The 25,571-nt window shown below is 71.1% G+C and carries 23 protein-coding genes and 1 pseudogene; 13 read left to right on the top strand and 11 right to left on the bottom strand.

Annotated features, from left to right (window positions below; genetic code table 11):
- Nucleotides 1-31: 31 nt before the first annotated feature.
- From ACIA77_RS36375 to ACIA77_RS36335, 9 genes and pseudogenes are all read left to right on the top strand, one after another.
- Nucleotides 32-1,117: pseudogene (locus ACIA77_RS36375) on the top strand (ABC transporter substrate-binding protein); the annotation flags it as partial.
- A 158-nt stretch (nt 1,118-1,275) separates the two neighbouring features.
- Nucleotides 1,276-2,298 (top strand): branched-chain amino acid ABC transporter permease, encoded by a 1,023-nt coding sequence (locus ACIA77_RS36370; protein ID WP_395890620.1) that lies wholly within the window; start codon nt 1,276-1,278, stop codon nt 2,296-2,298.
- Nucleotides 2,295-3,341: a branched-chain amino acid ABC transporter permease gene (locus tag ACIA77_RS36365; protein ID WP_395890619.1), complete on the top strand. Its 1,047-nt coding sequence runs from the start codon at nt 2,295-2,297 to the stop codon at nt 3,339-3,341. The genes ACIA77_RS36370 and ACIA77_RS36365 overlap by 4 nt, the downstream gene beginning before the upstream one ends.
- Nucleotides 3,338-4,072 (top strand): ABC transporter ATP-binding protein, encoded by a 735-nt coding sequence (locus ACIA77_RS36360; protein WP_395890618.1) that lies wholly within the window; start codon nt 3,338-3,340, stop codon nt 4,070-4,072. The genes ACIA77_RS36365 and ACIA77_RS36360 overlap by 4 nt, the downstream gene beginning before the upstream one ends.
- Nucleotides 4,059-4,760 carry an ABC transporter ATP-binding protein gene (locus ACIA77_RS36355; RefSeq protein WP_395890617.1) on the top strand — a complete coding sequence of 234 codons (702 nt, stop codon included), beginning with the start codon at nt 4,059-4,061 and terminating at the stop codon, nt 4,758-4,760. Before ACIA77_RS36360 ends, ACIA77_RS36355 begins: the two co-directional genes overlap by 14 nt.
- The gene (locus ACIA77_RS36350; protein ID WP_395890616.1) at nt 4,757-6,112 is read left to right on the top strand and encodes an MmgE/PrpD family protein; all 1,356 of its coding nucleotides are present in this window, start codon (nt 4,757-4,759) and stop codon (nt 6,110-6,112) included. Before ACIA77_RS36355 ends, ACIA77_RS36350 begins: the two co-directional genes overlap by 4 nt.
- Nucleotides 6,112-6,747, top strand: a complete 636-nt coding sequence (locus tag ACIA77_RS36345) for an aspartate/glutamate racemase family protein (protein WP_395890615.1) — start codon at nt 6,112-6,114, stop codon at nt 6,745-6,747. Before ACIA77_RS36350 ends, ACIA77_RS36345 begins: the two co-directional genes overlap by 1 nt.
- The gene (locus tag ACIA77_RS36340) at nt 6,744-8,120 is read left to right on the top strand and encodes an FAD-binding protein (protein WP_395890614.1); all 1,377 of its coding nucleotides are present in this window, start codon (nt 6,744-6,746) and stop codon (nt 8,118-8,120) included. The genes ACIA77_RS36345 and ACIA77_RS36340 overlap by 4 nt, the downstream gene beginning before the upstream one ends.
- A gap of 31 nt (nt 8,121-8,151) precedes the next feature.
- Nucleotides 8,152-9,621, top strand: coding sequence for a dihydroorotase family protein (locus tag ACIA77_RS36335; protein WP_395890612.1), 1,470 nt, complete (start codon nt 8,152-8,154; stop codon nt 9,619-9,621).
- Nucleotides 9,622-10,261: 640 nt separating this feature from the next.
- Here the strand turns inward: ACIA77_RS36335 and ACIA77_RS36330 are convergent.
- Together ACIA77_RS36330 and ACIA77_RS36325 are read right to left on the bottom strand one after the other, a co-directional pair.
- The gene (locus ACIA77_RS36330; protein ID WP_395890611.1) at nt 10,262-11,089 is read right to left on the bottom strand and encodes an IclR family transcriptional regulator; all 828 of its coding nucleotides are present in this window, start codon (nt 11,087-11,089) and stop codon (nt 10,262-10,264) included.
- Nucleotides 11,090-11,201: 112 nt separating this feature from the next.
- On the bottom strand, nt 11,202-12,140 hold the full coding sequence (locus ACIA77_RS36325; RefSeq protein WP_395890610.1) for an LLM class flavin-dependent oxidoreductase: 939 nt from the start codon (nt 12,138-12,140) through the stop codon (nt 11,202-11,204).
- A gap of 95 nt (nt 12,141-12,235) precedes the next feature.
- Here ACIA77_RS36325 and ACIA77_RS36320 point away from each other — a divergent pair, with 95 nt between their 5' ends.
- Nucleotides 12,236-13,585, top strand: coding sequence for a hypothetical protein (locus ACIA77_RS36320; protein ID WP_395890609.1), 1,350 nt, complete (start codon nt 12,236-12,238; stop codon nt 13,583-13,585).
- 129 nt (nt 13,586-13,714) lie between these two features.
- Nucleotides 13,715-14,395, top strand: a complete 681-nt coding sequence (locus tag ACIA77_RS36315) for a TetR/AcrR family transcriptional regulator (protein WP_395890608.1) — start codon at nt 13,715-13,717, stop codon at nt 14,393-14,395.
- 12 nt (nt 14,396-14,407) lie between these two features.
- Here the strand turns inward: ACIA77_RS36315 and ACIA77_RS36310 are convergent, their stop codons facing one another.
- On the bottom strand, nt 14,408-15,790 hold the full coding sequence (locus tag ACIA77_RS36310) for a hypothetical protein (protein WP_395890607.1): 1,383 nt from the start codon (nt 15,788-15,790) through the stop codon (nt 14,408-14,410).
- A gap of 76 nt (nt 15,791-15,866) precedes the next feature.
- On the bottom strand, nt 15,867-16,418 hold the full coding sequence (locus ACIA77_RS36305) for a DUF6891 domain-containing protein (RefSeq protein WP_395890606.1): 552 nt from the start codon (nt 16,416-16,418) through the stop codon (nt 15,867-15,869).
- A gap of 70 nt (nt 16,419-16,488) precedes the next feature.
- Here ACIA77_RS36305 and ACIA77_RS36300 point away from each other — a divergent pair, with 70 nt between their 5' ends.
- Nucleotides 16,489-17,094 (top strand): TetR/AcrR family transcriptional regulator, encoded by a 606-nt coding sequence (locus ACIA77_RS36300; protein ID WP_395890605.1) that lies wholly within the window; start codon nt 16,489-16,491, stop codon nt 17,092-17,094.
- A 53-nt stretch (nt 17,095-17,147) separates the two neighbouring features.
- On the opposite strand, the gene wrbA is transcribed toward ACIA77_RS36300, so the two are convergent.
- The 4 genes from wrbA to ACIA77_RS36280 form a co-directional block, all read right to left on the bottom strand.
- Complete coding sequence (gene wrbA / locus ACIA77_RS36295) at nt 17,148-17,765, bottom strand: NAD(P)H:quinone oxidoreductase (RefSeq protein WP_395890604.1); 618 nt, start codon at nt 17,763-17,765, stop codon at nt 17,148-17,150.
- Nucleotides 17,766-17,834: 69 nt separating this feature from the next.
- The gene (locus tag ACIA77_RS36290; protein ID WP_395890603.1) at nt 17,835-18,692 is read right to left on the bottom strand and encodes a trypsin-like serine peptidase; all 858 of its coding nucleotides are present in this window, start codon (nt 18,690-18,692) and stop codon (nt 17,835-17,837) included.
- A complete protein-coding gene (locus tag ACIA77_RS36285; RefSeq protein ID WP_395890602.1) occupies nt 18,689-20,116 on the bottom strand; it encodes an alpha/beta fold hydrolase in 1,428 nt (475 codons plus the stop codon). The genes ACIA77_RS36290 and ACIA77_RS36285 overlap by 4 nt, the downstream gene beginning before the upstream one ends.
- Before the next feature lie 140 nt (nt 20,117-20,256).
- A complete protein-coding gene (locus ACIA77_RS36280) occupies nt 20,257-21,216 on the bottom strand; it encodes a GlxA family transcriptional regulator (protein WP_395890601.1) in 960 nt (319 codons plus the stop codon).
- Between the two features lie 161 nt (nt 21,217-21,377).
- Here ACIA77_RS36280 and ACIA77_RS36275 point away from each other — a divergent pair, with 161 nt between their 5' ends.
- On the top strand, nt 21,378-21,815 hold the full coding sequence (locus ACIA77_RS36275) for a Rid family hydrolase (RefSeq protein ID WP_395890600.1): 438 nt from the start codon (nt 21,378-21,380) through the stop codon (nt 21,813-21,815).
- Nucleotides 21,816-21,868: 53 nt separating this feature from the next.
- Here ACIA77_RS36275 and ACIA77_RS36270 read toward each other — a convergent pair whose 3' ends face one another.
- The 3 genes from ACIA77_RS36270 to ACIA77_RS36260 form a co-directional block, all read right to left on the bottom strand.
- The gene (locus tag ACIA77_RS36270) at nt 21,869-23,188 is read right to left on the bottom strand and encodes an MFS transporter (RefSeq protein WP_395890599.1); all 1,320 of its coding nucleotides are present in this window, start codon (nt 23,186-23,188) and stop codon (nt 21,869-21,871) included.
- A 542-nt stretch (nt 23,189-23,730) separates the two neighbouring features.
- Nucleotides 23,731-24,396, bottom strand: coding sequence for a nitroreductase family protein (locus tag ACIA77_RS36265; RefSeq protein ID WP_395890598.1), 666 nt, complete (start codon nt 24,394-24,396; stop codon nt 23,731-23,733).
- Nucleotides 24,397-24,593: 197 nt separating this feature from the next.
- Nucleotides 24,594-25,391, bottom strand: coding sequence for an IclR family transcriptional regulator C-terminal domain-containing protein (locus ACIA77_RS36260; RefSeq protein ID WP_395890597.1), 798 nt, complete (start codon nt 25,389-25,391; stop codon nt 24,594-24,596).
- Nucleotides 25,392-25,571: the final 180 nt, after the last annotated feature.

The raw sequence follows: 25,571 nt of genomic DNA, 5'->3' as shown, positions 1-25,571 counted from the left end.
CGGGAAGAGGCTTCCATTGGGAAGAGGTGACATGTCCGCGCGAAAGCTCATCGCCGTGCTCAGCGCGTGCGCCCTGTTCGCGGCCGCCGGGTGCGGGGGTTCGGCCCCGGCGGGGGCGGGCGGTGCGGCCGCGGGACGCGACGTGGGCCCGGTGAAGATCGCCGCGCTCCACCCCGTCAGCGGGTCGAACGCCGTCGACGGCCTCCAGATGCGCCGAGGTGCGCAGCTGGCGGTCGACGCGATCAACGCGGCCGGCGGCATCAAGTCGCTCGGCGGCCGCAAGGTCGAACTCATCACGGGCGACACGCAGGGCAAGGCCGACATCGGGCAGAGCGAGGCCCAGCGGCTCATCTCCGCCGGCGCGGTCGCCGTCGTCGGTACCTACCAGAGCGCGGTGAGCACCAACGTCGCCGTGGTCGCGGAACGCAACCGGGTCCCGTTCGTGATGGACGTGACCGCGTCGGACGCGATCTTCAAACACGGCTACCGGTACTCGTTCCGCGTTCAGCCCGGCAGCCAGGCCATCGCCTCGGCCGCCGCCCAGTACCTCAAGGAGGTTTCGGAGCAGGCCGGGAAACCGGTCCACAAGGTCGCGTTCCTGCACGAGCAGAGCGACTTCGGCAGCGGCGCGGCCGACGCGTTCACCGCCGCCGCGCAGAAGCTCGGCATCGCGGTCGGGCCGAACATCAGCTACGACGCCACCACCGTCAGCGACCTGACCGCCCAGATCACGCAGGTCAAGGCGTCGGGCGCCGACGTGCTGGCCGTCGCGGGCTACTACCGCGACAGCCTGCTGGCGGCGAAGGCCATCGAATCGGTGAAACCGGCGCTCAACGCGGTGTGGGGCGTCTCCAACGGCGCCTACGACCAGCCGAAGTTCGTCACCGACGCCGGCAAGCTCGGCGATCTGTACTTCAGCACCAACTACCACTACGACGCCACCAACGCGGAAACCGTCGCGTTGCGCGCCCAGTACCAGCGCCAGTTCGGTGACCCGATGCGCACCGGCGCGGTGCTGTCCTACGACGCGGTCCAGGTCATCGCCGCGGCGGTCGAGAAGGCCGCGAGCACCGACCCCGAGAAGGTCCGCGACGCGATCGCCGCGTCCCAGGTCGCACCCCTGACCGTGGGCCACGGACCCATCTCCTTCGCCCCGAACGGAGACAACCGCAACGCGTTCCCCGTCCTCATGCAGGTGCAGGACGGGGCGGTCAAGCAGGTCTTTCCCCCGGACAAAGCCGAATCCCGGCCCGACTACACGGTGACATGGCGGCCATGAGCGATCTCGACACCTCCCCCGGGGCGGCACTCGCCCCCGAATTCTCCCCTCCGGACGACAACAAAGCCCAGCAGCGCAAGGCATTCCTCAGCCGCGCCGGCGTGATCGGCGCGCTCGTCGTGGTCGCGATCCTGGTCGCGCTGCTGATGTCGGGCTCCGCGCTCGTGGTGTGGCAGTCGGTGGTCACCGGCATCCTCACCGGCGGGCTCTACGGCCTGATCGCGATGGGGCTGACGCTGATCTTCGGCGTCCTCGACATCGTCAACTTCGCGCACGGTGCACTGCTGGCCGTCGCGATGTTCATCTCCTTCGGCATGGTGCAGGCGACCGGCATGCACCCCTACGTCACGCTGATCGTGGCGGTGCCCGCGTTGTTCCTCGTGGGTGCCGCCGTGCACCGCGGGCTGCTGTCGGGCAACGCGGGCAAGACGCTCGAGAACCAGCTGCTCATCACGCTCGGGCTGTCGCTGCTGCTGGAGAACCTGCTGCTGATGTTCTTCGGCGCCGAACCCAAGAGCATCGACCTGCCGGGCGACTTCCAGCTCCCGCTGCTGGGCGCGGTCGTCGCGGGCTCGCGGCTGTACGCGTTCCTCGGCGCGATCCTGCTCGGGGCCGTGTTGTTCTGGCTGCTGCGCCGCACCCGGCTCGGCACGGCGATCCGCGCGGTCGCCGCCCACGGCCCGGGCGCGGAGCTCGTGGGCATCAACGTGCGGCGCATCCACACGCTGACGTTCGCCATCGGCACGGCGTGCGCCGGCGCCGCGGCCGCGCTGGCGGGCCCGCTCGTGACCGTCACACCCACGCTCGGCGAGCAGTTCAACATCACGGCGTTCGTCGTGGTGGTGCTCGGCGGGATGGGCAACGTCGTCGGCGCTCTCGTCGGCGGCCTGCTGATCGGGCTGGTCGAGCAGCTCACCACGATCTACCTCGGCGGTCAGAGCTCACTGCTCGGCGTGTTCGTGGTGTTCGTGCTGGTGCTGTTCCTCCGTCCGCAGGGCCTGTTCGGGAGGCGCGCATGACCGCCATCACCATCGCGGGGCCGGCCTCGACCGAAAAGGTCAAGGCGCCGCCGCTGCGTCCGCAGAACCGGCAGTACGCGATCCTCGCGCTGCTCGTGCTGGTCGCGATCCCCCTGCCGCTGATCCTGCCCGCCGCGCAGGGCGCGGTCGCCGTACGCATCCTCATCTTCCTGCTCATGGCGGTGGGCTGGAACATCATGAGCGGCTTCGGCGGGATGTTCAGCTTCGGCCACGCCGCGTACTTCGGGCTCGGCGCGTACACCAGCGCGTACTTGCTGGTGAAGCACAACGTGTCGCCGTGGCTCGGCATGCTCGCCGGCATGGCCGTGGCCGCCGCCGTCGCCGTGCTGGTCGGGTACTTCTCGTTCCGCTACAAGCTGCAGGGCGCGTACTTCGCGCTGGCGACGTTCGCGTTCGCCGAGATGCTGCGGCTGATCGTCACGAGCAGCGCCTTCGCCAACAAGTCCGTGGGCTTCAGCGTGCCGCTGATCCACGGCTCGTCGCTGAGTCTGATCCAGTTCCCGGCCGATTCGCCCGCGTACTTCTGGGTCGCGCTCGTGCTGGCCGGGGCCGCGGTCGCGATCAGCATCGCGTTCCTGCACTCGCGCACCGGCCGCTACGTCACCGCGATCCGCGACGACGAGCTGGCGGCCGCGTCGCTGGGTGCGCCGGTGATGAGGCACAAGCTGACGACGGTGGCGCTCTCGGCCGCGATCACGGCCGTGGCCGGCGCGTTCTACACGCAGTACTACCTGTTCGTGAACCCCGACCTCGGGTTCGGTTCCGCGATCTCGATCCAGGCGATCGTGCCCGTGGTGATCGGCGGCATCGGCACGATCTGGGGCCCGGTGGTGGGCGCGATCATCGTCGGTTCGCTCACGGACGTCACGGCGACGCTGCTGCGCACACCACCCGGGTTCCTCGGGTTCCTGCAGGGCCGCAGCGGCCTCGACGTGGTGCTCTACGCCGTGCTGCTGATCCTCATCGTGCGGCTGCTGCCGAAGGGCATTGTCGGAACGCTGGCGGCGAGGTGGCGGCGATGAGCATCGTGCGGGTCGACGGGGTCGGCAAGGCGTTCCGCGGGCTGCGGGCGCTGTCCGACGTGGGCTTCGAGGTCGCCGAGGGCGAGATCCTCGGCGTGATCGGGCCCAACGGCGCGGGCAAGACCACGCTGTTCAACGTGATCTCCGGCGCGCTCGCGCCCGACACCGGCCGCGTGCACCTGGCCGGCGCCGACGTGACGGGCCGCTCGCCGGACCGGATCGCGCGCGCCGGGATGGTGCGCACGTTCCAGCTGATGCGGCCGTTCTCGAGCATGACCGTGCTGGAGAACGTGAGCCTGGCCGCGCAGCACCACCGGTTCGGCGCCGGGAAGCTGCGGGCGCACGCGCTGGACGTCGTCGAGCGCGTGGGCCTCGGGCCGTGGGCGCACCGCCCGGCGCCGGACCTGCCGACGGCGGGACTCAAGCGCCTGGAGCTGGCGCGCACGCTCGCGATGCGGCCGAAGGTGCTGCTGCTCGACGAGGTGCTCGCCGGCCTCGTGCCCGCCGAGCGCGAACCCGTGCTCGACCTGCTCGCCACGCTGCGCGAACAGGAGGGCGTGACGCTGGTGTTCATCGAGCACATCATGGCCGCGGTGATGCGGCTGGCGGACCGCGTGCTGGTGCTCGACCAGGGCCGCGTGCTCGCGGTCGGGTCGCCGGAAGAGGTCACCAGCGACCCGCGGGTCATCGACGCCTACCTCGGGGAGGAGCCGACCCGTGCTGAAGCTTGACAAGGTGTGCGCCGGCTACGGGCGCATGCACATCCTCCACGACGTGGACCTGGAGCTGCGCGAAGGTGAGATCGTCGCGCTCGTCGGGGCCAACGGCGCCGGCAAGACCACGACGCTGCGCAGCATCTGCGGCCAGCTGAAGCCGATGTCGGGCAGCATCACGCTCGACGGCGCGCCGACCGCGGGCCGGCGCCCGGACCAGCTCGTGCGCGACGGCCTCGTGCACGTGCCCGAGGACCGGGCGCTGTTCGGCACGCTCACCGTGGAGGAGAACCTCCGCATGGGCGCGTGGACGCGCACTTCCGCGCAGGCCGCGAAGTCGCTGGACGAGGTGTACGAGTTGTTCCCGGTGCTCGCCGAGCGCCGCACCACGGTCGCGCAGACGTTCAGCGGCGGGCAGCAGCAGATGCTCGCCATCGCTCGTGCGCTCATGGCCGGGCCGCGGCTGCTGATGCTCGACGAACCGTCGACCGGGCTGTCGCCGAAGCTCACGTGGACGATGCTGGAAGCCGTGCAGCGGATCCGCGACACCGGTGTCGCGGTGCTGCTGGTCGAACAGAACGCCAAGCAGGCGCTGGCGATCGCGGACCGCGCGTACGTGCTCGAAAGCGGAGCTACTGTGCTGGCAGGGACCGGCGCTGAGCTCGCGGGCGACAACCGGGTCAGGAAGGCGTACTTGGGACTGTGAGGACCGAACAGGCAGCGGAAGCCACGGCGGCGCTCGGTGCGTGGGTGTCCGAAGTGGACGTCACGACCGTGCCGCAAGCTGTGCTTGACCGGCTCGCCCTCGTGCTGCTCGACGTGCTCGGGGTGACCGCCGTCGGGGCAACGCTGCCCGAGCAGCGGGCGCTCGTCACCGCGTGGCGCGCGCCCGCCGGCCCGGCCCCGCTGTTCGGGGCCGGGCGGCTCGTCGCCACCGATTCCGCGGCGTGGCTGAACGCCATGGCGCTCGTGTCGCTCGAACTCGACGAGGGCAACAAGTACGCCAAGGGCCACCCCGCGGCGCACGGCTTCCCGGCCGTGCTGGCGCTGGCGGCCGAGCTGGACAGCACGGGCGCCGACACGGCAGCCGCGCTGCTGGCGGCGTACGAGGTCGCGTCGCGCTTCGGCCGCGCCACGACGTTGCAGGCGGGCGCGCACCCGCACGGCAGCTGGGGTGTGCCTGGCGCCGCGGCCGGGTGCGCGCGGCTGCTCGGGCTGGCACCCGGCGCGACGGCCGCGGCCGTCGACACCGCGGCCGGGATGGCGATCGCCGGGCACTTCGACTCGGCGACGCAGGGCAACCCGGTGCGCAACGCGTGGCTGGGTGCTTCGGCGACGTCCGGGCTCGCCGCCGCGCGGATGGCCGCGGCGGGGATGGCGCGCGTCACCGGCACGGCCGCGCTGTCGCTCGGCACCCTGCTCGGCTCGTTCGACCCGGCCGAGCTGACCGCGGACCTCGGTGCGCGCTGGGACATCACGCGCGGCTACTTCAAGCGCCACGCGTCGTGCTCGTTCACACACCCGGCGGCCGACGCGGTGCTGGACCTGCGTGGCGAGCCGGGGTTCCGCGCCGAAGGCATCACCGAGCTCGTGGTGGAGAGCCACGTGCTGGGCGCCGGACTGTCCGGAGTGGACTGGTCGAACCGGCTCTCGGCGATGTTCTCCACCCCGTTCGTGGTGGCGACGGCCGCGCTCGCGGGTGACGTCGGGCCCGCCAGCGTGCTCGACGACCCGGGGGTGCGCGCGCTGGCGCGGCGAGTGCGGCTCGTCGAGGCGCCCGACCTCACCGCGCGCCTGCCCGACGAACGCGCCACCCGCGTGCGGGTGCGCTTCGACGACGGCGCCACGCTCAGCCGCGAGGTGCCCAACCCGATCGGCGACGCCGACCACCACCCGCTGACCGAGCCCGACGTGCTCGGCCTGCTCAAGACGTGGCTGCCGCGGCAGCCCGCACTCGTGGACCGGGCCGCCGCGCTCGGCCGCGAACTGCCCGGCCTGGCCCGCGTCGGCGCGGCGCTGCGCGAGCTGGCCGACGAGAACGAGAAGGAGCTGAACTGATGCGTGCCCTCGCGGTGACGCCCATCCACCTGCCGCCCGAAGAGGTTTCCCGGCGCCAGGCCCGCTACGACCGGCTCGCGCCGCCGGGCTTGCAGATCGAGCTGCGCAACGTCGGGCCGGCGGCACCGGCCACTTTGGACACCGATGAGTCCGTGCGCGACTCCGAGCGGGAAGTCGCCGCTCTGCTGGAGGAAGCCGCCGACGGGTTCGACCTCGCGTTCCCGGACTGCGTGCTGGACCCGGCGGTACCGGACGCCGTCGCGGAGCCCTTGCGGCCGGTGCACGGCATCCTCAAGCTGTCGGCGACCTACCTCGCCGCGAAGGGTGTGCGGTTCGGCGCGGTGGTGCGCAACGAGGCGATCAAGGCCGAGTTCGCACGCCGCATCGGCGCGTTCGGGCTCGACGCGTACTTCGCCGGAGTCCGCGTGCTGGACCTGCCGTTCTCCGCGATCGCCGAGACCGAGGTGTGGAACCGGGCGCTGGGGGAGGCCGTGACCGAGCTCGCCGCGCTCGGCGCGACGGCGGTGATCAACGGCTGCTCGGCCGTCGACGTCGAGGAAGCCGACCTGCCCGCGCGCGTCGTGGACCCGACGGAGCTGGCGATGCGGCTGCTGACGGTCGAGGTGGGTTCGTGAGCGACGGACCCGACCTCGTCGTCGCCGGTGCGGGCGGCGGGCTCGCGGGCGCGCTGCGCGCGGCCGAGCTGGGCCTGAGCGTGCTCGTCGTCGAGGCGAGTGAGCACTTCCGGCGCGGCAACAACACGTCGATGTCCACCGCGATGTTCCCCGGCGCCGGTTCGCGCTGGCAGACCGAGGCGGGCGTCGAGGACTCGCCGGAGCAGTTCGTCGCCGACATCATGGCGAAGACCAAGGGCGAGGCCGACCCGCGGCTGGCGCGCACCCTGGCGGAGGTGAGCGCGCCGCTCGTGGAGTGGCTCGCCGATTCGGCCGGGCTGCCGCTCGCTCTGGTCACGGACTTCAACTACCCCGGCCACGCGGTGACGCGGTGCCACTCGATCCCGGGGCGGCACGGCTCGGGCGTGGTCGACCACTTAGCGCGGCGCGTGACCGAACACGAGAACATCGAGCTGCTCGCGCCGGCGAGGCTCGTCGAAGTGCTGTCCGATGAGGACGGAGTGCGCGCGGTCGTCGTGCGCTACCCGGACGGGGTCGAGGAGCAGATCCCGACGCGGGCCGTGCTGCTGGCCACCAACGGGTTCGGGGCCGACAAGGACCTCGTCGCCCGGTACCTGCCGGAGATCGCGGGCGCGCTGTACCAGGGCAGCGACCAGTCACTCGGCGACGCGCTGCGCATCGGCGAAGAACTCGGTGCCGCAACGGGGTTCCTCGACGCGTACCAGGGCCACGGCGCCGTGGCGGCCAACGCCGGCACGCTCGTCGGCTGGGCGACGATCATCCACGGCGCGATCCTCGTCGACCTCGGCGGCCGCCGCTTCGGTGACGAGACGCGCGGCTACTCGGAGTACGCCGCGGAGCTCGCTGCGCGGCCGGGGTCGACCGGCTGGATCGTGCTCGACGAGACGATCTTCGAACAGTGCCAGCCGTTCCAGGACTTCCGCGACACCGTCGAGTCGGGCGCGCTCGTGTGGGCCGACGACGCCGCGGGCCTGGCGGCGGTGACCGGGCTGCCGGCCGACGCACTGGCCGACGAGCTCGCCGCGGCCGCAGCCATCGCGCGCGGCGAGCGCGCGGACGAATTCGGCCGGAAGAACTGGGAACGCCCGCTTTCGGGCCGGTACGCCGCCGTGCGCGTGGTGCCCGCGCTGTTCCACACGCAGGGCGGCCTGATGGTCGACGAGAACGCGGCCGTTGTGGACGCTTCCGGCAACCGGATCCCCGGCCTGTACGCGGCCGGTGGCGCGGCCGCGAGCATCTCGGGCCACGGCGCCGCGGGGTACCTGCCGGGCAACGGGCTGCTGCCCGCGTTCGGCCTCGCGTACCTGGCCGCCGGCGACGTCGCGCGCCGGTCAGGTTCGCGCGGCAACTGACTTTCCCTTACACCGCAAGCGGAGGAGAAGAATGGCAACCACGGAACTGCTCGTGAAGAACGTCCGCGTCGTGCGGCCGGAGGACCCGGACGGGACCCAGCCGGCGCTCGTGGACATCGCCGTCGCCGACGGCACCATCACGCGGGTGGCGCCGGACCTGCCCGAGGACGACGCCGCCCGGGTAGTCGACGGCCGCGGCCTGCTGGCGTTCCCCGGTGTCGTCGACGCGCACCAGCACTGGGGCATCTACAACGAGCTCGCCACCGACACCCGGACCGAAAGCCGCGCGAGCGCGCAGGGCGGCGTCACCACGTCGCTGACCTACATGCGCACGGGCCAGTACTACCTCAACAAGGGCGGCAGCTACCGCGATTTCTTCCCCGAGGTGCTGTCGGCATCCGAGGGCAACGCGTACGTCGACTACGCCTTCCACCTCGCGCCGATGAGCTCCGAGCACATCTCGGAGATCCCTTACCTCGTCGAGGAACACGGCGTCACGTCGTTCAAGATCTTCATGTTCTACGGCAGCCACGGCCTGCACGGGCGCTCCACCAGCCAGAGCGACTTCCTGATGATCCCGCCGGACGAGCGCTACGACATCGCGCACTTCGAGTTCGTGATGCGCGGCGTGCAGAACGCGCGCGAGATCCTCACGGAGTACGCGCCGCACCTGTCGCTCTCGCTGCACTGCGAGACGGCGGAGATCATGACCGCGTACACGAAGCTGGTCGAGCAGGACAAGTCGCTGACGGGCCTGCGCGCCTACAGCGCTTCGCGGCCGCCGCACTCCGAGGGGCTCGCGGTCACCATCGCGTCGTACCTCGCGCACGAGACCGGGTTGCCGAACATCAACCTGCTGCACCTGTCTTCGGAGAAGGCCCTGTCGGCGGCGCTGACGATGGCTTCGGCGTTCCCGCACATCGACTTCCGCCGCGAGGTGACGATCGGCCACCTGCTCGCGGACGTCGACACCGCGTCCGGCATCGGCGGCAAGGTGAACCCGCCGCTGCGCGAACGCGAAGACGTCGAGGCCCTCTGGCGCCACGTCCTGGCCGGCGAGGTCGACTGGATCGTGAGCGACCACGCGTGCTGCCGCGACGAACTCAAGTTCGGCGCGGACCGCGACGACGTCTTCCTCGCCAAATCCGGCTTCGGCGGCGCCGAATACCTCCTGCCAGGCCTGGTGGGCGAAGGCACCAAACGCGGCCTGTCGCTGCAGCGCATCGCCCAGCTGACCTCCACCAACCCCGCGAAACGCTACGGCCTCACCCGCAAGGGCACCATCGCCGAAGGCTACGACGCCGACTTCGCCCTGGTCGACCCGGACGTCCACTGGACCGTCCACGCCGCCGACTCGGAGTCCACCCAGGAATACACCCCGTTCGAAGGCTTCGACATGACCGCCAAAGTCACCGACACCTTCGTCCGCGGCCACCACGTCTACACCGACGGCAAAATCACCGGCGACCCCATCGGCAAATACGTGAAGCGCGGTCGCTGACCCTCTTCACCACACGAGGCGGGCGGGCCCCTCGCGGTTCGCAGGGACCCCCCGCCCGTCCCACGGAACAAAATCCACCACGCACCGCAAGAAACTACGCAACAAAGGATGCGCCCAGCCCGCCAGCCACCTCGACCGGCGACGCACCACGCATACGCAACCGCCGCCGAACTAGGCATCCAAGAATGCGCCCAGCCCGCCACCTCGAAACGGCAGCTGACCACGCGCATACGCAACCGCCGCCCGACCACCCAACTGAGGATGCGTCCAGCCCCTGCCCGGCACCTCGAAACGGCAGCTGACCACGCGCATACGACACCGCCGCCGAACTAGGCAACAGACGATGCGCCCAGCCCCTGCCCGGCACCTCGAAACGGCAGCTGACCACGCGCATACGACACCGCCGCCGAACTAGGCAACAGACGATGCGCCCAGTCCCTGCCCGGCACCTCGATCCGAAGCTTCCACACGGCCGCCGACCCCGTGTCAAGGCACGCTTTCCCGCCTTGACACGGGGTCAGCGGCCGTAGTCACACTCGAGCTTCGGGGTGCCTACGCACCGCAACACGCCCCCGCGCAGGACCGCATCCCCACCACAACCCAACCGCACCACAACCCAACCCCCCAGACATGACCCCCCTCACCTCCCCCCAACATCCCCACTCTCCCTCAACCAAGCCCAACTATCCCGAATCTCCCCCGCAGCTTCCTTCACCAACGCCCGGTACCTCACCACCACATCCGGCGTGAACCGGTACTGCGGCCCGCAAACACTGATCGATCCGTGCACCTCCCCATCCGGCCCGAACAGCGGCGCCGCCACCGACCCGGCCCCCGGCTGCCGCTCCCCAAGGGACACCGCAACCCCCTCCCGAGCCGTCTCCGCGAGCACCCCGCGCAGTTCATCCGCAGCCGTGATCGTCTTCTCCGTCAACGCCGGCAACTCGCGAGCCAGCAACGCTTCCCGCCGATCACCCGGCAGGAACGCCAGGATCACCTTCCCCGAAGACCCCGCGTGCAACGGGAACCGCCGCCCGATCTCGACCGTCATCTTGATCTCGCGCGGGCTTTCGAACTGGTCGAGGTACACCCGCTCGTCGCCGACCAGGCCGGACAACGTCGTCGTCTCGCCGGTTTCGTCGCGCAGCCGCCTGAGCACCGGCGTGGCGACGGTGCGCGCGTCGAAGCGGCGCAGCGCGCTCGCGCCCAGCGCGACCGCGGCCGGGCCGAGGCGGTAGCCCGCCACGCCCGGGTCGGTCGCCAGCATTTCGCGTGACACCAGCGACTGCAGGATCCGGTGCACCACGGCCTTCGCCAGGCCGAGCTCGCGGCTGATCGCGCTCACCCCCAGGTACCGGGGGCCGCCGGTGAACAGCAGGAGGACGTCGGCGACCCGCGCGGCCGCTTCGGTGCCGGAGCTGTCGGGCGAAGCGGCGGGCTTGCGTCCGGCGGTACTGTGGGTGTTCAAACCGGTAGTCCTCGGGATTCTGCTGGTGTTCCGCTGGTGGGAACGTGGGTGAACTGGGCTTTGTCGCCTACTTTACCGTTTCTGAGCGGCTTTCGAACCCCCACCGTTCCGGTCAGCGATACGGCAGCACCCGCGCGAGCGCGACCAGGTCCTGGCCTGCCGGGATGAGCACGACGTGCCCCGCGCCGGCCGCTGTCAATGTCGCCATCCGCACCGCCGCGTCCGCCGGGGTGCCCACGACCGCCAGCTGGTCGACCCAGTCATCCGGCAACGCCGCGGCGAACTCCTCGCGCGACGCCGACCGCGCCCGCAGCTCGGCGAATTCGCGAGCGAACGGCAGCGGCGCCACGTGCGGCGCCCAATCCGGCTCACCGATCGCCGCCAGCGCCGGCCGCGCCAGGGCCCGGGCGCGCGCGGGGGAGTCGTCCACCGCCGCGACGTTGTAGGCCACCAGTTCGTGGTCCGCCCCGACGATCTCGCGCACGGCCCGCAGGTACTCGGGCGTCACCGGTTCGGCCAGGATCGTCCCGTCGGCCACTTCACGCGCCACCGCGAGCGACTTCGGCCCGCGCACGCCCGCGAACAGCGGCGGCACCACGGCCGGCGGGCTCTGCAACCGCACGTCCCGCAACCGGACCGCGGGGCCGTCGAAGGTCACGGACGCGCCGCCCAGGATCGCCCGCACGGTCGTGAAATATTCGCGCAGCAGTGTCAGCGGACTCGCCGGCCACGCCCCCACCTGCCGCAACCACTCCGGCATCCCGTGCCCGATCCCGACGAGCAGCCGGCCGGGGAACAACCCGGCGAGCGTCGCGAGGTCCAGGCACGCGAACGCCGGGTTCCGCGCGCCCGCGGGCAATACCCCGACGCCGATCCGGATGCGCTCCGTCTTCGCGAGCGCCACCGCCGCCTGCGCGACGCCCCCGCGGAAGAAGCAGTCCTCCACCACCCACAGCTCGTCGAACGCGAGCCGCTCCGCCTGTCGCGCGTACGCGACGAACTCCCCGATCTCGAGGTCGGGCCGCGCGACGACGCCCACCGCTGGTGTCATGGCTCCTTTGTACCGTGTCCACAGTGGAGGGTCGAACGGCCATTCACCCGCCGCGACGCTTGACACCAAGATCAACCTCGGGGGAAGTTCATCGGGTGATCGGAAAAACACTGCGCGTGGTGATCGCGTTCGCGCTCGTCGTGCTCGGCGGGGCCGCGGTGGCGCCGGCGGCGTCCGCCTCGCCCGGGCGCACCCCCGTCGTCCTCTTCCCGGCCTTCCGCCTGACCAAGCTCCAGGTCATGGTCCACGGCCAGGCCACCGACCCGGCGTGTCCGCGGTCCGGCTCCTTCGTGGACTACTACCGCAACGATCACCCGAGCACCACGTTCAGCCAGGTCTGCCAGGACGAACTGCTGACCCTGCGCTACCGCAGCGACCCGTTCGTGCCCATGCCCGCGCGCTTCTCCGAGCAGCCGGGGGTCGACGTGCGGGTGCTCGGCTACGGCAAGACCGCCAGTGCGCCGTTCTACGAACCGCTGTACCGCACCCTCGAAGCCCACGGCTACCGGCGTGACCGCGACATCCGCGTCGCCGGTTACGACGCGCGCCTCACGCCCGACCTCGGCGGGTTCGCCGAGCGCACCAAGGCCCTGGTCGAGCGGACCTCGCGCGACAACGGCGACCGGCCCGTGCGGCTCGTCGGTCACTCCAACGGCCCGCTCTACGCCCAGTACCTGCTCACGCACACGAGTCCCGCCTGGCGCGCCCGCTACGTCCAGGGTTTCACCTCGATAGCCGGCAACCTGCCCGGACAAGGGCTGCTGTACTCGACGGTGTTCACCGGGCTCAACGTCCTTGACTTCACAAACCCCACCACGCCGGAGAACGCACGCAGCAGCGCCGGGATGTACCTGACCGCGCCGTCGACGTACCTGAGCGCCGCCGACCCGAAGGTGTTCGGCCGCCGCGAAACCGTGGTGACCGACGAATCCACCGGCCGCTCCTACACCCCGGCCGACTACCCGCGCCTGTTCGCCGACGCGCACCTGCCCGTCGCGGCGGCACTGGCGAAGTACTACGTCGGCTTCGTGAAGTTCACCGATCCCGCGCACTTCCCGGACGTCGACGTGACCGCCGAAAAGGGCTCGGGCGTGCCGACGGTCGTGGGCGCGCGGCTGCCGAACCTCACCGTCGGCCAGGTCGCCGGGGGACCGGCCACGATGATCACGCGTGATGGCGACGGCAACCAGGAGGACCTCACCAACGAGGCCAGCCGGGTGTGGGCGGGGATGGCGTGTTGCTCCTACCACCTGGCCGACAACCCCGGCGTGGACCATTTCTCGTTGCCCGGCAACGAGAACGTGCTGAACCGGCTGCTCGCCGATCTCGGTGTGCGAGTGAGCGCTGGGCTCCCGCGTCAGGACGGCTCGTCGGGCGGCTGCTCGTCGGGCCAGTCGAGGCCGGCTTCGGTGATCAAGGTTTCGAAGATCGGCGTTTCCGGGTGACTCATGTTTCCCCCTGCTGTTCCCCTCGTTTCTCCGGGCGGTTCGGCCACTCCCCGTGATCGACCGATACCCAAAGTAACAGGTACAGAAGTGTACCTGATATTCCCGGCGGCGCTACACTTCCCGCCGATGACGTCTCCGGGCTCCCCGCGCAAGGCCGACGGGCGGGCGGCGCGCTGGGCCGGCCAGCGGGAACGGCGCCGCCGGGAGTTCGTGGAGGCGGGGCTGCGGGCGATCGCGCGCTACGGGCCCGACGTGTCGACGGAGCAGATCGCCGAGGAGGCGGGCGTCGCGCGTACGCGACTGTACAAGCACTTCGCGGACGCCACCGACCTGCAACGCGCCATCGCCGAACGGGCGGGTGAGCTGATCACCGCGGAATTCACGGGGTTGTGGGACCCGCCGGGCACGCCGATGCGGATGATCGAGGACGCGATCGGCGCGCACACGCGCTGGCTCGCCGACCACGCGAACCTCTACCGCTACCTGACCCGCCACTCGCTGTCGGGGCACCCCGGCACGCGCGACGTCGTCGCCGACGTGAAGACCGCGATCGCCCGGCAGCTGACCACGCTGTTCGACCGCTACCTCGCGCTGTTCGGCATGGACACGCGGCCCGCCGAGGCGATCGCGTACGGGGTTGTCGGGCTCGTCGATTCGAGCACGGCCCGGTGGCTCGAGAACCCTCGTGACCTCGACGAGGCCGAGCTGGCCACGCTGCTGGCCCGCTGGACCTGGCACATCCTCGACGACACCCTCCGCGCCGGCGGCGTCGAGCTGGACCCCGGGAAGCCGCTGCCGTCCACTTGAGTCCACTGTGGATCAGGGCGTGACGAGCCCGGCGAAGGCAGCGCGCACGTCGGCGTCCGACGCCTCCACCTGCAGGTCCGACGGCGGGCCGAGGTCGGTGTACAGGTACGACGTGTAGTGCACGACTTCGGGGCAGCTCGTGCCGCCGATCTCGATCTTGGTGTCGGAGACGAGCCGCCCGGTGCGCAGCTCGTAGGCCTTCACCGGGATGGCGATCTTGTGGAACGTCACCTCGTCGGGGAATTCGGGGAACCTCTTGTTCTCGTACGGGCAGGTCCGCACCGCGGTGCCGTCCCCGGGTTCACCGGCGCAGACGACGAGGACGGCCTGCGCCGGGTCGTCGGTGCGCCACTCGGCGGGCAGGCGGCCGGTGAAGTCACCACCGCCGGTGAAGACCGCGCGGTTGGTGCCCTTGCCGTACGGCGCGGCGCCGCTGTAGGCGGCCGGTTCGGTGCAGTACTGGGAGGTCTGCAGCAGGGCGCGGACGTTGGCCAGCTCGCCAGCCAGCTTGGCCTTCCTGACGCCGTCGGTGGCCTTGGCGGTGACGCCGCTGTCCGGGAACTGGTCGAGCGCCTGCTGGTACCGCGGTTCGGCGTGCTGCCAGTCGCCGGCGGCCAGCAGGAGGTCGCCGCACGCGACGAGCGCCCCCGGCCGCACCCGCGTGAGCACCGCGGTGGTGCGCGCGTCGTTGCCGCGCCGCGTGCGCAGCCAATCGGTGTCCACGGCGATGTCGCACGGTTTCTCGCCGGGCAGCGCGTGCAGGAACCGGTCCAGGACGACGTCGGCCATGCGGTCGTGGCCGGGCAGTTCGGTGCGCACGGACGTCAGCGCGTCGAACCCGGCCTTCAGCTGCCCGGCGTTCCCGGGCAGGCCGCCGGTGAGGTCGTGGCTCGCTTCGTCGAGGCGGCGGCAGGCTTGGGTGGTCGCGTCGCCGGCCGCCGCGGCGGGGGCGTCGACCAGCCGGTGGCCGAACCACACGCGGTCGAGCGCTCTCGTGGCTCGCGGGCAGTCGCCGGCGGCCTTCGCGGCGTCCACCTCACCGGTGATCGCCGTGGCGTCGATGCGGACCAGCGCCGCCACGAGCAGCACCGGCACCGTGACCGCCCCCGCGGCCACCCACTGCCACCACGGGCCGCCGCCGCGCCCGGGCCCGCCCGCCACGAGCCACCCGTGCAGAATGCCGCCCGCCCACCACACCAGCACCACAATTTCGAACCACACGGCCGGGAACGCGGTCACCAGCAGCACCGCCAGGACCACCGTGCCGATCACGTTCAGCGCGGCGAGCAGCCACCGGCCGAGCAGCAGGTACCCCACGCCCAGGAACGAGGCGTTGCCCACCGCGACGGCCCACGGATCGCGCCGTCGCTCTCCGGCCCCAGGCGCTTCGTACATCCGGCCCACTCCCACCACTCGGTTACCGCCGCCGAGTGTGGTCCGGACGTCCGGGAGGGGTCCCGGTCCCGTGGGGTCAGCTCCGCGGCAACCGCTTCCGCCACTCCAGCTCGACCTTGATCCGGTCCTCCGGCGCGCCGGCCCACTCCACGCGCAGGTCGTGCGCCTCCAGGACCGACACGACCTCGCGCCCTACCGCCGCCGTGCCGCCGGCCGATTCGGTCAGCGGCCCGTAGGACAGCAGCAGCGCTTCGCCCTCCGCGACCCGTGCGGTGTCCTGTTCGTGGAAGAACACGAAGCCCCGGTGCTCGGGGCCGGCTTCGTCGCCGATCTCCGCGAGGCCGCAGTTCTGGCAGCACGCGAAGTCGGCGCGGGCGACGATGCCGTGGGAGTCCAGTGCGGCGAACGCGCTCAGCAGGCGGTCGGCGTCGGTCACCGCCGGCCACGACGTCTGGTGCGCGAGCCGCTCCGCCCACAGGCGCGCGACGACGGCGCGGGCCTGGTCGAGGGACACGTCCGGGTCGAGGTACTCCGTGATCGCGACCGCGACGTCCTCGGCCGACGTGAAGCCGCCGTGGACGAGCGGGCGGGCGAACTCCGCGGCTTCGGCGGACAGGTCGTCGCTCATGCCCGACAGGGTGCCAGGTAGCACCGACGAAACCCGATAGGCTGGGAGAACGTGCGGCGAGGAGCGAAGGATGGCAGTGGAGAAGGCGACCCGGACCTACCGGATGAGCCGGCGAGCCGACGCGATGGAGGACACGCGCCGCCGGCTCACCGAGGCGATCGTCCGGCTGCACGAGTCGATCGGGCCGGCGCGCACGACGATCGCGGGCATCGCCGAACTCGCGGGCGTGCAGCGGCACACCGTCTACCGCTACTTCCCGACCGAAGACGACCAGATCGCCGCCTGCTCCGCGCACTTCTGGGCCGACCACCCGTGGCCGAGCCTCGACTCGTGGGCGGCCGTCGCCGACCCCGCCGATCGCCTCGCGCGCGCCCTGCGTGAGCTCTACCGCTTCTACGCGGACGTGGAGCCGATGCTCGTCAACTGCCTGCGCGACGCCGCCGAGATGCCCGCGGTCCAGCGCGCGCTCGCGAGCATGGGGGAGTTCCTCGACTCCGCCGCCAAGATCCTCTCGACGGGCTGGGCCCCGGAACGCGGCCGGCGGAAGTTCCTGGTCGCCGCCGTCCGGCACGCGCTGGCGTTCGGCACCTGGCGATCCCTCGTCCGCGACGGCGGCCTCAGCGGGACCGACGCCGCCCGGCTGATGAGCTCGTTCGTCGAAGCCGCGCAGAACTGAGGAGGGACGGCTCGCGGCCGTCCCTCCTCAGTGGACTGTCGAGGGCGCTCGATTCAGGCCGCCGCGCGGCCGGCCAGCAGGTCCCGCGTGACGGTCGCGACCCGCCGCCCGGCGAAGCGGGCCGACGCCTTCGTGTCGTCGCTGATCGGGATCGTGCCCTGCCCGTCGGCGTGCGACGGCCCGTACGGCGTGCCGGTGGCGAACTGCACCGGGTCGGTGTAACCCGGCGTCACCAGGATCCCGCCGAAGTGGTGCACCGTGTTGTACAGCGCCAGCAGTGTCGACTCGCGGCCGCCGTGCGCCGTCGCGGTCGAGGTGAACCCGGAGTACACCTTGTCCGCCAGCAGGCCCTGCGCCCACTGGCCGCCCAGCGTGTCGAGGAACTGCTTGAGCTGCGCCGACACGTTGCCGAACCGCGTGGGGGAGCCGAACACCACCGCGTCGGCCCACAGGACGTCGTCGGTCGTCGCCACCGGCTCGGCGCGCACGGCGTCGTGGTGCGCCTGCCACGCCGGGTTCGACGCGATCGCCTCCGGCGGCGCGAGTTCGGCCACGCGCCGCACGCGCACCTCGGCACCCGCGTCCTCGGCTCCGGCGGCGTACTCCTGCGCGAGCGCGTGAACCGTGCCCGTCGAGCTGTAGTAGATGATGGCGACCTTCGGCGAAGTCACGGTGGGCACTCCCTCATTTCACGACACATCGATGTGCTACGAAACCGTAGGCAGTGCGCGCGGTGGCTGTCAATGATTTCGGCGCACACTTCCGGTTGACGAAGTCTGGCCCGGCCGGGGCAGCAGGCAGCCGGGCTTGCTCAGGTCGAGCCGACTGCCCGCGCCGAGGCACATGGTGAACCAGTACGTCTCGGTCCCGTAGCCGATTCCCTTGTGGACGCTGATCGCGCCGGACCGGTCCATCTCGCAGGGGTTGTCGACCGTGCACTGCCCGCCGTTGCGGTTGCTGGTGTTGTTGATCCCGATCACCTGCCCCGTGGCCGCGTCGATCACGGGCGAGCCCGACGTGCCCGGGCCCGTCGTGCACTCCGGCGCGTACCGCAGCACGTCGGTCGTCGAGTACCCGGACTCGAGCACGCGGTACACGAGCCCGTCCAGCCGGCACGAGTACTTCTGCTTCAGCGCGCCGGAAACGACCTCGATCGCCGTGCCCGGCGTCGGCCGCTGCGTCGAAAGCTGCAGCGGACGCAGGTGGTAGTCGCGGTCGAGGTCGGCGTACGTGCGGTCGAGCCGGGACAATGTGACGTCCGTGCCGGTCATGCTGACGTACAAGGCTTTCGTGGCCACGACCACGGCTGCCCGGTCACCCGCCGGGTCGAGCAGGTTCACCGGCGTGTTCGTCCGCCGGTCGGTCAGCACCTCGCCCGGGACGGGCCGGGTGCCGTCGAAGCAGTGGCCGTTGGTGAGCACGAGCGCCGGGTCGCCGGGCTGCGACGCGGGCGAGCCCACGAGGAACCCCGAGCAGCCGCGGACGCTCGCGGTGCCGGCGAACGTGGCCGATGCGGCTGACGCCGGGCCCGCGGTGGCGAGCGCCGCGGCCGCCGCTGCGAGGACAAGCAGAGTGCGGCGCAGGAACGTCGGTTTCACCGGCATTCTCCGTTCTGCGGGCGGCCGGTGTGGAAGAAGTCGATCGCCTGCTGCGCGCACGGCCGGTCGGGCAGCGAGGCGTGGGTGTCGTCGTCGATGGTGAGCAGGCCGCCGCCGACCTGCTTGTGCATCGCCACCGCCCACGGGTACGGCGTGGTGTCCTCTTGGAGGTGACCGGACAGCTGCAGCGGGCTGTGCCCCGGGGTGAGCTGCCACGGCTGCGCCGCCCAAGGCCAGCTGCCGCAGTAGAGGGCGGTGTCGGCCCGGTACCCGCTGACCGGGTCGGTCCGCACCCGGCGCTGGACGTCGGCCCAGATCTCGTTCGCGTCGCGACTGCCGGTGCCGTCGTTGCACATCACGGCGTTGTACTGCAGGACGTTGAACGAGTCGAACCCGTCGTCCGCGCCGAAGCGCCGCTGGGTGGTGGCCCGAGCCGGGGCCGGCCCTTGCGGAGTGCCACCTTCCTGCAGTTCGGCGAGGGACGTCGCCGCGTCGGTGAACCCCTCGACCGAAGAGATCATCAGGTCGCCGACCGAGCGACCGTTGTAGTAGGTGTCGCCGGCCTCCCGCGGGTTCTTCGCGAGTTCGTCGCGCAAGGCGAACAACTTCGCGCGCACCGCAGCGGCCGCGGTGCCGAAGTGGTACTCCGCGTCGTGGCGGGAGAGCCAGTCGAAGAACTGGGCGGCTCGCTTCTCCCGCACGTTCGCGACGTCGTCGTCCATGGCGGCGAGGTTCATCGACGGCGGCATCACCGAGTCGAGCCACATGGCCGACACGTGGCTGTCGAACAGCGTCTGGTACTCCGCGCCGAGCGCTGTGCCCCAGGAAGCACCGTAGAAGCCGATCTTCTGCTCGCCCATCGCGGCGCGGATCGAGTCGACGTCACGGGCGACGTTCGCGGTGGTCAGCTGGTGGACGAAGCCGGGGTCCTTCGCCGCGCACTGTTCGTTGAACTTCGCGTTGGCGTCGAAGACCGCCGTGAGGAACTCCTGGTCCGTGGCCGTCGGCGGGGGATCGGCGTGGAAGTCGACGTCGCAGTCGATCCGGTCGCTGTACCCGACGCCGCGCGGGTCGAAGCTGATCAGGTCGAAGTCGGCGTGCAGAGGCGCGAGCCCGCGGGAGGCGAGGCGCAGCGGGTAGGTGATCCCGGAGCCACCGGGCCCGCCGGGGTTCACCACGATCGCGCCCTTGCGCATGGCCGGATCGGTGGCCTTCAACCGGGAGACGGCGACGGTGAGCTTGCGCCCATCGGGTTTCGAGTAGTCGACGGGCACGGCGACCGTGGCGCAGTCCATTGTGGTGTCGCCCTGCGAAGCGGCCGCCCAGTCCTCGAAGACCTCCCCGCACGGTTTCCAGTCCAGTGCCGGCGCGGCGGGCGCCGCCGAGGCGGGAGCGGCGAACACCCCCGCGGCGACCAGTGTCACAGCTGCACACGCAGTGAGTTGGTTGATCACGCGAGCAACGGTCCTGGGCGCGTCGCACCGGACCGTCATGGCTCCGTCACCGGCGGGTAACGGGTCTCACCGGGTCCGGTAACAGTCCTTTGTGGACGTGCGGAGAGTGATCAGCGCGGGTCGGCCGTGAGCCCTTCCGGGGTGCGGCCGTTCACCGAGTGGGTGCGGCGGTAGGTGGTCGGTGTGGTGCCCACCTCGCGCCGGAAGATGGCCCGGAAGTTGGCCGCCGTGCCGAACCCGGTGGTCGCGGCGATGCGTTCGATCGGCCAGTCGGACGTCTCGAGGAGCCGGCGCGCGCTGAGGATGCGGTGGCTGACGACCCAGCGCATCGGCGACATGCCCGTTTCGAGCTCGAAGTGGCGGATGAACGTGCGGCGCGGCAGGTTGCTGCGGTCGGCCATGCGCTGCACCGTGATCGGATCGCCGATGTGCTCCATGACCCAGGTGCGCGTGGCCGACAGGTTCGCCCGCGGCGACGCGAGCACGTCGACGTACTGCGGCTGCGCACCGTCGCGGGCGGGCGCGGCGACGACGTCCTTGCCGGCTTCGTGCGCGGCCGCCTCGCCGAAGTCGGTGCGGATCAGGTGCAGGCACGCGTCGATGCCCGCCCCGGCGCCCGCCGACGTGAGGATTTGGCCGTCCTCCACGAAGAGCTGGTTCTCGATCACCCGCACCACCGGGTAGCGCTCGCGCAGCGACGCGAGGAAGCGCCAGTGCGTGGTCGCTTCGCGGCCGTCGAGGATCCCCGCCTGGGCGAGCGCGAACGTGCCGGTGCAGATCGCGACCACCCGCGCGCCGCGGTCGGCGCTGCGGCGGATCGCGTCGAGGTACTCCTCGGGCAGCGGTGCTTCCGGTTCGTCGTACCCCGGCACGATCACGATGTCGGCCTCGGGTGCGCCGGCGAGCGGGTGGCCGGGCGTGATGCCGGCCGCGGCGTCCCGCTCGTGGCCGCACACGAGCACGCGGTAACCGGCTTGACCGCCGAGGACGTGGGCGGGGATGCTGAAGTCGAGCGGGATGACCCGGGGCACGGCGAGGAGCGCCACGGTCAGCTGCTCGGTGCGGGACAAGGGCTCTCCTCCGGATCCGGAGCGCGACGGCTCCCTCCCGCCAGGTTACGCAGTGGCACGATCCTTGCCCATTCTGGCATCGACACGTCTGGTGACCAGGGCGAAGCCACTCGTAGTGTTCGGCCCAGCGGTGATGATCACGCAGCAGGAAGGCTGACCCCATGACCAAGCCGATCGAAAGGGCCACGGAGAACTTCGGTGTCCCGTGGGAAGGCATCTACGGCTACGCCCAGGCGGTGAAGCACGGAGACACCATCTACGTCTCGGGCCAGCTGGCGCACGACGGCGACCAGCTCGTCGCGCCCGCGCCGGTGGACGAGAACGGCGCGGTCACGGACTTCTCGGCGATGGAGGCGCAAATGCGCCGGTCGTACGAGAACGCGGCGGAGCTGCTGAAGCGCTTCGGCGCGTCGCTGGCCGACGTCGTCGAAGAGGTGCTCTACGTGCTCGACATCGACGCGGCCTTCGCCGTGGCGGGTCCCGTGCGCAAGGCGGCCTACGGGCGGGAGGACCCGCGGGTCGCCAGCACCTTGGTCGGCACGACGCGACTCGCCTTTCCCGAGCAGCTCGTGGAGATCAAGCTGATCGCGCGGGTCTGACCCGGCCACGCGGCACCCCCACCGGACGCTCCCCCGGTGGGGGTGCAGGCGCGTCAGGCCCGTTCCGAATCGCGGGCCGAATCGCGGCCGGAATCGACGAAGAAGGCCGCCACCACCCCGCCGACCGCGCACAGGATGCCGATCACCACGAAGGCCGTGTTGTACCCGTCGACCTGGTTGTCGGCGTGGTCGAGCAGCGCGCCGGTCGCCCACGGCGCGATGATGCCCGACGTGCTCTGCAGCGCGATGAACAGGCTCAGCACGCTGGTGCGCTGCGAGGGCGCGGCCGCCGTGCCGATCGCCGCGTACACGATCGGCTGGGCCACGAGCGTGAGGCAGTAACCGGCGACGAGCACGAAGTACGCGAGGTAGCGGGAGCTGCCGGCCAGCGGGAGCACGGCGAGGAGGACGCCGCCCAGCGCGAGTGCCAGCGTGGGCACCAGGCCGTGGGCCACGCGCGCCGAAACGCCGCGCGCGAGCAGCCGGTCGGTGAGCCAGCCTGAGCCGAGCATGAACACCATGCCGATCACGCTGGGCAAGCCGAACAGGAAACCCGACGTGATCGGCGAGAAGTGCAGGCCCGCCTGCAGGTAGGACGGGAACCAGCTGAACACCACGGAGATCAGCGCGTACATCGGGTAGGTCGCGATCAGCAGCACGATGAACGTGCGGCTGGTGGCCACTTTCAGGAACGTCCGGCGGCGCTCCGCGCGTTCTTCCTTCCGCGGCGCCGCCGGCGTCACGGCGAAGGGGCCGGTGCGTCCCGCGAACAGCCACACCGCGCACCACACCAATCCCGCGAGACCCAGCGCCAGGAACGCCGACCGCCAGCCGGAGCGCACGATCAGCAGCGTCAGCAGGGGAGCGGCCACGATCTTCGCGAGCGACGCGCCCGAGGTGAGGACCGCGGTGGGCAGCCCGCGTTTCTCCCGCGGGAACCAGCTGTACGCGGTGGAGTTGGCGACCGCCGTCGCCGGCCCCTCGGCCGCGCCGAGCCCGATGCGGGTGCCGAGCAGCACGCCGCCGCCCGCGAAGAAGAACACCGGCAGCTGCGTGGCCGCCCACAGCAGCGACATGACTAACAGCAGCCACTTCAGCGGCACGTGCCGCGTCGCGAGGAACCCGACACCGACGGCGCTGATGCTGTACAGAAAATAGAACGAGCTGCTGATCAACCCGAACTGCGACGCCGACAGGTGCAGCTCCTTGATCAGCGGCTGCGCGGCCAGCGCCAGTGAGATGCGGTCGGCGAAGTTCAGGATCATGAACACGGCCAGCAGGAGCAGCACCGTCCACGCCAGCACGGGCCGGTACCGCGGCTCGGTCCGGTCCACTGTGACGAGTGGTATCTCCGGGGATCTCGAAGTGGTCACGGGAATTCCCTTCGCTGGTGCGACGACGTTGTCGGCATCGCGGTGTGGAGTGGTGGTTCTCGCCGGATCGGCGAGTCGGTGGTGGACAGTGCACTTCGGACGGATATCGGCCGCGGGCGGTGTCGGCTGCGCCTTGGCCGCCGCGGGGTCGCGAAGCCCGCGGGTTGCCAATTCGCGGTGTCGCCGCGCGAAGGCGGCGCGGGTTGTCAGGCTTGGCCTCAGATCGCACTGTGGGGATTGCGAAATCTCACCGTTGCGCACCGGCCCGCGGGGAGCAATGCGGGTGTGAACAGTCAGCGCCGGGGGCAGCCGGATGGCTTGCGCGATCTCGCCGCTCCGCGGGGGCGGTCTGTCGTGAAGTGGTGGCGTGCGGTGAAGCTCTGAGGGGGGACTCGCCTGGCGCACCAGACCGGTAGCGGTGATCAGGGCGCGTTCGGGCCGGCGAGCGGGCAAGACCTGTCGCCTAGCGGGCCGGGGTGCCGCCGGGCACGAGGATGGGAGCGGTCCGGCGGCACCCCGAGGGGGTGGAGAGTCCTTTGTGGTCAGTCCTCCGGGAAGTCCCACAGTGGGCCGGCGGTGGTGGTGCCGATCGGGCTGCCCCAGCGGTTGCGGCTGCTCACCTCGTGCACCGGCCTGCGGTTGGCCGCGACGCCCCAGCGGCCGAGCGGGTAGCCCATCGCCAGCATGGCCGTCATCTCCCAGCCTTCGCCCTCGGGGACGCCGAGCAGCTTGAGCACGGTGTCCGCTTCGTAGCGCAGGACCGTGGTGATCACGCCCCCGACGCCTTCGGCGCGGGCGGCGAGCAGGGCGCTCCAGATGGCGGGGTAGATGTTGGCGCCGCCGTGGTCGTCGATGGCGAAGACGAACAGCAGCAGTGGGATTTCGGCGAAGTGGGCCGCGAAGTGGTCACCCGAGGCCTTGATCTTGCGCATCGTCGCGGCGTGCGCTTCGGAATCGTGGCGGGTGGTGCCCAGGGCGCCGGCCGCGATGTCGCGGTACTCGCGGGCGCGGCACTCGCGGTAGAGCTCGGCGAGCTCCTGCTTCGTCGCGGGGTCGTCCACGGCGAGGAAGTGCCACCGCTGCGTGTTGCCGCCGTTGGGAGCCCGGATCGCCGCGTCGAGGATCCGGTTCTGCACGTCGAGCGGGATCGGGTCCTTCCGCATCCGGCGCATCATCCGGGTGGTGTACAGCGCTTCGTGGATCTCCATGCTCAGTCCTTCGGGAAGGTACGGCGAAAGCGCCCGCGGTGGGAGGGTGTCCGGGAACTCCCGGGTGATCGGTGTGAGGGACAGTAATGTCGGAGTTGCGTTACAGTCAACAGTTGCAACTTAATTACCCGAATCGCCCGCCCCGCGACGCCCGTCCGGAAACACCGGCCCGCCAAGGGTTTCGCCGCCCCGGGGAATCACACGAGCCGCGGCTGCAATTCCTCCGCCGTTTCCCGCAACACCGGCAGCACGCGTTCCCGCATGTCCGCCTCGGACATCCGCTCCACGCTGGTGCCGATGTTGAGCGCGGCGATCGGCGTGCCGTCCCAGCGGCGCAGCGGCACCGCGGCCGAGTGGAACCCGGCCTCGACCTCGTGGGCGACGTAGGCCGAACCGGCCTCGCCGACTTCCGCGATCTTCTTCTCCAAAGCCGCCACGCCGGCGTCGTCGAGGCCGGCGTGCTTCACCAGGTGCTGGTGGCGGCGCTCGTCGTCGAGTCCGCTGAGCAGCACGAGCCCCAGCGCCGACTGCGCGGCGGGCACCTGGAACCCGAGACCGGATCCGATCGGCAGGGTGTGGCGCGGCAGTGCCCGCGCGATCATCACGGCCACCGGCCCGTCGAGGACCGCCGCCGTGCACGAGGCCTGGAACTGTTCGGCCAGCCGGTCGCACTGCGGCTGCAACACCTGGCTCACGGGGTTGGTGGTCAGGTACGCCGACGCGAGCGTGAGCACCTTCGGGGCCAGCCGGTACGCCTTGTCGTCGGCCACCACGTAGCCCAGGTGCGCCAGCGTGAGCAAGGCCCGGCGCACGGTCGCACGCGGCAGTTCGAGCTTGCGCGCCAGCTGTGCCTGCGTGAGCCGTTCGTCGGTGTGGTCGAACGCGGTCAGCACCAGCAGGCCGCGTTCCAGGGCTTCCGAGTAGTCCGCGCGGTTGTTGCCGTCCACTTCGCGGGCCGCCCGGCGGGCCTCGTCCCGCGCGTTGAGCTTCGACACTCGACCTGGCTCCGTTCCCTCTGCTGCCGGTGGGCACTCTCCAGTGCTCGTTCGATTAACGCACACTATGTCACAAAATATAGCACCAACCCTCGGGCAACCCTTGCGGCGATCGAGTGGGCGTGCCTACAGTGCTCACATCAGAACCAAGTGTTCGTTAATTGAACATCTTTCCTGAAC

It is taken from the genome of Amycolatopsis sp. NPDC051903 (assembly GCF_044452505.1).
In the GTDB taxonomy this organism is placed as follows: domain Bacteria; phylum Actinomycetota; class Actinomycetes; order Mycobacteriales; family Pseudonocardiaceae; genus Amycolatopsis.
This window is presented reverse-complemented; position numbering and strand designations above follow the sequence as displayed.